The following is a 1,727-nucleotide window of genomic DNA, read 5'->3' on the forward strand; positions in this document are numbered from 1 at the left end:
TAGCATAACTCAGTTGGCTGGATTGTATCAAAAGCAAGGACGAATAGAGGAAGCCATCCAATCCTGTAAGCAAGCGATTGCAATTGCACAAGAAGATGATAACAAACTACAGTTAGTAATTACCCTAAATCTATTGGCTAAGTTGTACCAAGATCAAGGACGAGAAGAGAAAGCTATCCAAGCCTGTGAACGTGCGATCATCATTGCACAAGAAGATGATAACAAACAACAATTAGCAATCACCTTAACTCAGTTGGGTGGGTTGTACCAAAAGCAAGGACGAATAGAAGAAGCCATCCAATCTTATAAGCACGCGATTGCAATTAACGAAGAAATACAAAACAAGGAGTCGTTAGCAATTACCTTACATGAGTTGGGTGGATTGTACCAAAAGCAAGGACAAATAGGGGAAGCTATTCAATTATTTGAGTATTTGATCGCAATCACTAGAAAAACAAATAATAAGCAGCAGTTGGCAATTATACTGACTCAGGTAGGTGGGTTTTACCAAGAAGAAGAACGAATTGATGAAGCGATCAAATCATTTAAACGTGCGATCGCCATCGCCAAAAAAACTGATAATAAACAACAATTGGCAATCACTCTAAATCAGTTAGGTGGATTGTACCAGGAGCAAAAACATTTCGACGAAGCCATCCAATATTTTGAGGATGCAATCGCCATTGCACAAGAAATTGATGACAAGAATTCGTTAACAATTACCTTAAAGCAATTAGCTGGGTTGTATGAGCGACAAGGAAGAATAGACAAAGCTATCCAATCATTAGAAGATATAGTCACAATTGCAGAGGGAACAGATAATAAGCAATTACTAGAAAGGATTTTGGAAAGCTTACTTCATTATGCACTTTTTTTATGTAACGCTTATGTTTCATATGTATCTGCCAATAAAGAAACGGAAAAAATACATAATGTTGAAATGATTCTCCGACGCTGTTATGAGCTATCTGTGAAACTAGATGATAAAAAACAGCAGGCAATGGTACTTAACAGTTTAGGTAAAGTTATTCACAAAAAAGGAGGAGAAGATAATTTTCAATTAGCTCTTACTTTTTTTCGAGGAAGCATTAAATTAAGTGACCAAAAGCATTCAGCAACAGTTCATACTGCTATCGGTGAAGCTTTACTAGCACATGGAGATATTACGCAGGCATCCGAAAAATTTCGCATAGCTTTTGAGATAAATGAGAACCTTAAAAATAGTAGAGGTTTAATTAAAATTACTCCACAATTAACAGATATATTAGTGTTTTTAGGAAAGCGTGAAGAAGCTATTAATTATTGTCAACGTGCTTTTGAGATTGCCATTTCTCCCTATAACCAAATTCTGGGTGAGCTTTGCAATGAACTAGCAAATCCAAATCCTTTAAAACGAGGAACAGTCAAATTCATCAAGAGAAGTAAGCAAGGAAAATTTTATGGATTTATTGCTCCTGATGATGGCAGTGATGATATATATTTGACAGAAGATTCAATCAAGTATATTTTTAAACTGCAAAAAGGTTCTCGTGTAGAAGTGGAAGTTAAGCAAGAAGCACAAAGTCCTTTTGCCAAAAGTTTACGAATACTTACCAATAATGAGAGTACATAAGTTAAATTTTAAGTCTGACATATCAACCCTCTAAATATTGACAAATAGCACACAATGTGGGTTTTCTAAGAAGGTAAGATGAAAACCACAATTGAAGGTTTATGCTATCTCCCCT

1 protein-coding gene is annotated in these 1,727 nt (G+C 35.6%); it reads left to right on the top strand.

Annotated features, from left to right (window positions below; translation table 11 throughout):
• Positions 1 to 1,612: DUF2225 domain-containing protein (locus tag VB713_RS22115; protein WP_323313658.1), on the top strand; the 1,612-nt coding region annotated here is incomplete at its 5' end.
• Between the last annotated feature and the right edge of the window lie 115 nt (positions 1,613 to 1,727).

It is taken from the genome of Anabaena cylindrica UHCC 0172, assembly GCF_034931625.1.
Classification (GTDB): Bacteria; Cyanobacteriota; Cyanobacteriia; order Cyanobacteriales; family Nostocaceae; genus Anabaena; species Anabaena cylindrica_A.